Here is a 3,858-nt window from a genome sequence, read left to right as displayed (position 1 = left end):
ACCTCGGCCTCGGCGCGGAGCGCCGCGGGATCACGACCGACGGGGTCGTCGGGGACGGGCCGCACGGCTCGGCGGGGTCCGCGACCGGCGACTTCGACTTCTACCGCGTGGACGCGGCGCGGGGAGAGACCCTCACGGTCGACCTCGCCCCGGAGGACGGGCTCGCCCCGAACGCGCTGCTGTACGACGCCGACGGGGAGCTCCTGGTCGGCGCGCAGGACATGACCGGCGACGGCGCCGTGCACCTGGCGCAGCGCCTGGAGACCGGCGGCACCTACTACGTGGCCGTCGGCGCCTACCTCCCGGGCGACCCCACCGACCCCGCCTCCGGGCCGGGCGCCATCTCCGAGGGGCCGTACTCGATCGACGTCACCCTGCACGCGCGCGGCGCGGCGGACACCGACGTGTACGCGGTGCCGTTGCGGCGCGGCGACGTCGTCGGCGCGTCCGTCTCGGGGGGAGCCCGCCAGGTGGCGATCCACGAGCTGGACGGCGACCTCGTGCAGTCCTCGGCGAGCGACCCCGGGCCGATCTACCCGGACTCGTCCCCGCTGCCCCGGGGCGGGAACGCCACCACCAACCACGTCGTCGACCGCACCGGGGTCTACCTCGTCGCGGTGTCCGACGGCTCCGGCGACTACGAGCTCACCGTGGGCGCGCACCGGGCACCGTCGGCGCGCGGCGCGCAGCCGCAGACCGTGCTGCTCGACTTCGGCGGGCCGTCGTTCGACAACCGCGTCTTCGGGGCCGCGGTCACCGATCCCGGGGTGCGCGACGTCAGCCCGATGCGCGACTTCCTGCCCCGCTGGGGGCTCACCGCGGCCGACGAGCGCGCCGTGGTGGACGCCACGACCGAGCTCGTGCGCCAGGTGCTGCGCGACGAGATCCCCGGCTCCCGGGTGCGGGTGACCAACGACCTCGAGGACCCGGACCTGTGGGGCGAGCCGGGCGTGAGCCGCGTGATCGTCGGCGGCACGGTCGCCGAGGCGGGCATCCTGCCGGCGTTCGGGCTCTCCGAGTCCGTGGACCCCGGGAACTTCGCGCGCGAGGAGACGGCGATCGTCATGCCGGAGCCGATGAGCGGCGACCACCCCGCCTCGCTCGACCAGTTCCTCACCGCGGACAGCGACCGCGTGCAGGCCGTCTCGCAGGCGCTCGGCTACACCGCCGCGCACGAGATCGGGCACTTCGTCGGCAGCTTCCACACCGACGACCACGACGTCGCCACGAGCGTGATGAACACCGGCAACCTGCTGCACATGTTCGCGGTCGGGCCCGACGGCGTCGCGGGCACCGCCGACGACGACCACGTCGCGATGCGCACCGCCCGCTACGACCGCCTGCAGGGCATCTCGGGCGTCGAGGACACGGCGAGCAGGACCGCCGTCGCCCTGCGCTGACGGCCCTCTCGCCTCGCCGACGTCGGCCTCGGCCTCGGCCTCCGGCACCCGGACGACCGCGGCGGCCGGCGCGACCCCGAGGGTCCCGCCGGCCGCCGCGCCCGTGCCCGCCGCCGCGTCGTCAGCCCTTGACGCAGAGCAGCGTGCGGAGCCGGGCGACCACCTCGACGAGGTCGGACTGCGCGGCGATCACCGCGTCGAGGTCCTTGTAGGCCCTGGGGATCTCGTCGAGCACCCCGGCGTCCTTGCGGCACTCGATGCCCGCCGTCTGGGCGGCCAGGTCGTCGAGGGTGAAGGTCTTCTTCGCCCTCGTCCGCGACATCCGCCGTCCGGCGCCGTGCGACGCCGACCAGTACGACTCCGGGTTGCCGAGCCCCCGCACGATGTACGAGCCGGTGCCCATCGAGCCCGGGATCAGGCCGAGGTCGCCCCGGCCCGCCCGGATCGCGCCCTTGCGGGTCACGACCAGCTCCTGGCCGTCGACCTGCTCGACCGCCACGTAGTTGTGGTGCACGTTCACGGCCTCGTCGAACCGGATCTCCCGGCCCGGGAACGACGCCCGCACGGCGTCGACGACGAGGGTCATCATCACCGCGCGCGACCGCGCCGCGTACTCCTGCGCCCACCACAGGTCGGCGAGGTAGGCGTCCATCTCGGGAGTGCCGCCGAGGAACACCGCGAGCTCGCGGTCCACCAGGCCCTGGTTGTGCTCCAGCCGCTTCGCGACGGCCACGTGCTGCTCGGCGAGCGTCTTGCCGATGTTCCGCGACCCCGAGTGGAGCTGGAGCCAGATCGAACCGGACATATCGGCACATAGCTCCACAAAATGGTTCCCGCCACCTAGCGTCCCGAGCTGCCGCCGCGCCCGACCCTCGATGTCCGACACCCTCCCGTGCAGCGCGCCGAACCGCTCCCAGAACGCGTCGGCGCCGCGAACGGCCTCGGCCGGGCCGTTCCCGGCGATGGAGCGCAGCCGGTGCGGGTCGACGGGCTCGGCGTGGGCGTGGAACCCGACCGGGATGGCGGACTCGATGCGCGACCGGACCGGGCCGAGGTCGTCGGGCAGGTCCTCCAGGGTCAGCGAGGTCCGCACGCCGATCATGCCGCAGCCGATGTCGACGCCGACGGCGTTCGGCGAGACGGCGTCGCGCATGGCGATCACGGAGCCCACGGTCGCGCCCTTGCCGAGGTGGACGTCCGGCATGACGCGCACGCCCTCGACCCACGGGAGCGCGGCGATGTTGCGCAGCTGGGCGAGGGCCGCGGGCTCGACCTCGTGCTCGTGGGCCCACATCAGCGTGTCGGCACGCGCCCCGCTCAGCGGGACGGGGAAGGCGTGGGTCGTGGTCGTGGTCGTGTTCTCGGTCATGATGGGCACCCCCTCCAGGTGGGTGCGTGGTGCGGTTCTTCGCGACGGCGCGCAGGCGGCGCGCCGTGGTGGGAGCCCTGCCCGCAGGACGACGAGAGCCGCCCTCGGGACGTGGTCCCAGGGGCGGCTCGGGTGGCCTGAGTCAGGTGTCGCTCAGGTCGTGCTCCCGCCCTCGGGACACTGCTTCTCGTATCGCGGCGCCTCGGGCCGCAGGGGCGCGGGCACGGCGAGACGCAGGCCGGCATCGGCCTGACGACGACACGTCGAACGGGTCACGGTCCCCTCCGGGGTGGGCGGTGGTCGCAGGGCTGTCCTGCGGACGGCGCCGAACGTAGCACCGGCATCGGCCCTCGCCCCACGGAATATCGGTAGGTTGGCCCGGTGAGCGATGCGGGGGGTGTGACGGGCGACGACGCGGCACCCCGCCGCGGGTACGCGAAGGGCGCGGCCCGCCGCGCGCAGATCCTGGAGCAGGTGCTCCGGATGGTCGCGGAGCACGGGGTCGACGCGTCGTCGCTCCGGTCGGTCGCCGAGGCGGTCGGTGTCTCGCACGCCACGCTGCGGCACTACTTCCCGTCCCGCGACGACCTCCTGGTGGCGGTCTACCGCGCGCACGAGGGGCAGCGCGACGAGAGCGGCGCGCCCCCGCCCTCGGCCGTCGGACGGATGCGCGAGAGCGCCGTGCTCAACCGCGACGTGCCCGGGCTCGTGCAGCTCTACACGACCCTCGCGGGCGACGCCGCGGGCGAGGGGCACCCGGTGACGCGGAAGTTCTTCCGGGGGCGCTTCGCGCGCATCCGCGGCGAGCTCGCGGAGAGCGTGCGCGCGGACCAGGCGGCCGGGCGCATCGACCCCGCCGTCGACGCCGCGGACCTCGCCGCGCTCGCGATCGCCGCGTCCGACGGCATCCAGGTGCAGTGGCTCCTCGACCCCGACGCCGTCGACGGCGCCCGCGTGCTCGAGCTGCTCGAGCGGTTGGTGCCGCCTCCGGCGGACGCGCCGCGGCCGTCCGACGAGCGGCCCGCCACGACCGGCGGCTGACCCGGCCGGGCCCTGCGACACGTGATCCCTCGCGCCGTCGGTCTCGAT

3 protein-coding genes are annotated in these 3,858 nt (G+C 74.8%); 2 read left to right on the top strand and 1 reads right to left on the bottom strand.

Annotated elements, in window-relative coordinates:
* A partial coding sequence (locus ACFU5J_RS21895; protein ID WP_430580121.1) for a hypothetical protein occupies positions 1 to 1,400 on the top strand: 1,400 nt, incomplete at its 5' end.
* A 121-nt stretch (positions 1,401 to 1,521) separates the two neighbouring features.
* On the opposite strand, the gene ACFU5J_RS21890 is transcribed toward ACFU5J_RS21895, so the two are convergent.
* On the bottom strand, positions 1,522 to 2,769 hold the full coding sequence (locus ACFU5J_RS21890; protein WP_430580120.1) for an RtcB family protein: 1,248 nt from the start codon (positions 2,767 to 2,769) through the stop codon (positions 1,522 to 1,524).
* A gap of 381 nt (positions 2,770 to 3,150) precedes the next feature.
* Here ACFU5J_RS21890 and ACFU5J_RS21885 point away from each other — a divergent pair, with 381 nt between their 5' ends.
* Positions 3,151 to 3,810 carry a TetR/AcrR family transcriptional regulator gene (locus ACFU5J_RS21885; protein ID WP_430580119.1) on the top strand — a complete coding sequence of 220 codons (660 nt, stop codon included), beginning with the start codon at positions 3,151 to 3,153 and terminating at the stop codon, positions 3,808 to 3,810.
* Positions 3,811 to 3,858 lie beyond the last annotated feature (48 nt).

This window comes from Isoptericola sp. NPDC057559, from assembly GCF_042801555.1.
Classification (GTDB): domain Bacteria; phylum Actinomycetota; class Actinomycetes; order Actinomycetales; family Cellulomonadaceae; genus Isoptericola.
The sequence above is the reverse complement of the archived record's forward strand: the minus strand, read 5'-3'. Positions and strand labels throughout refer to the sequence as shown.

What these genes read in the sequence shown, in the direction of transcription:
- ACFU5J_RS21890 (WP_430580120.1), bottom strand. Translation starts at nt 2,769, where the DNA reads ATGACCGAGAACACGACCACGACCACGACCCACGCCTTCCCCGTCCCG.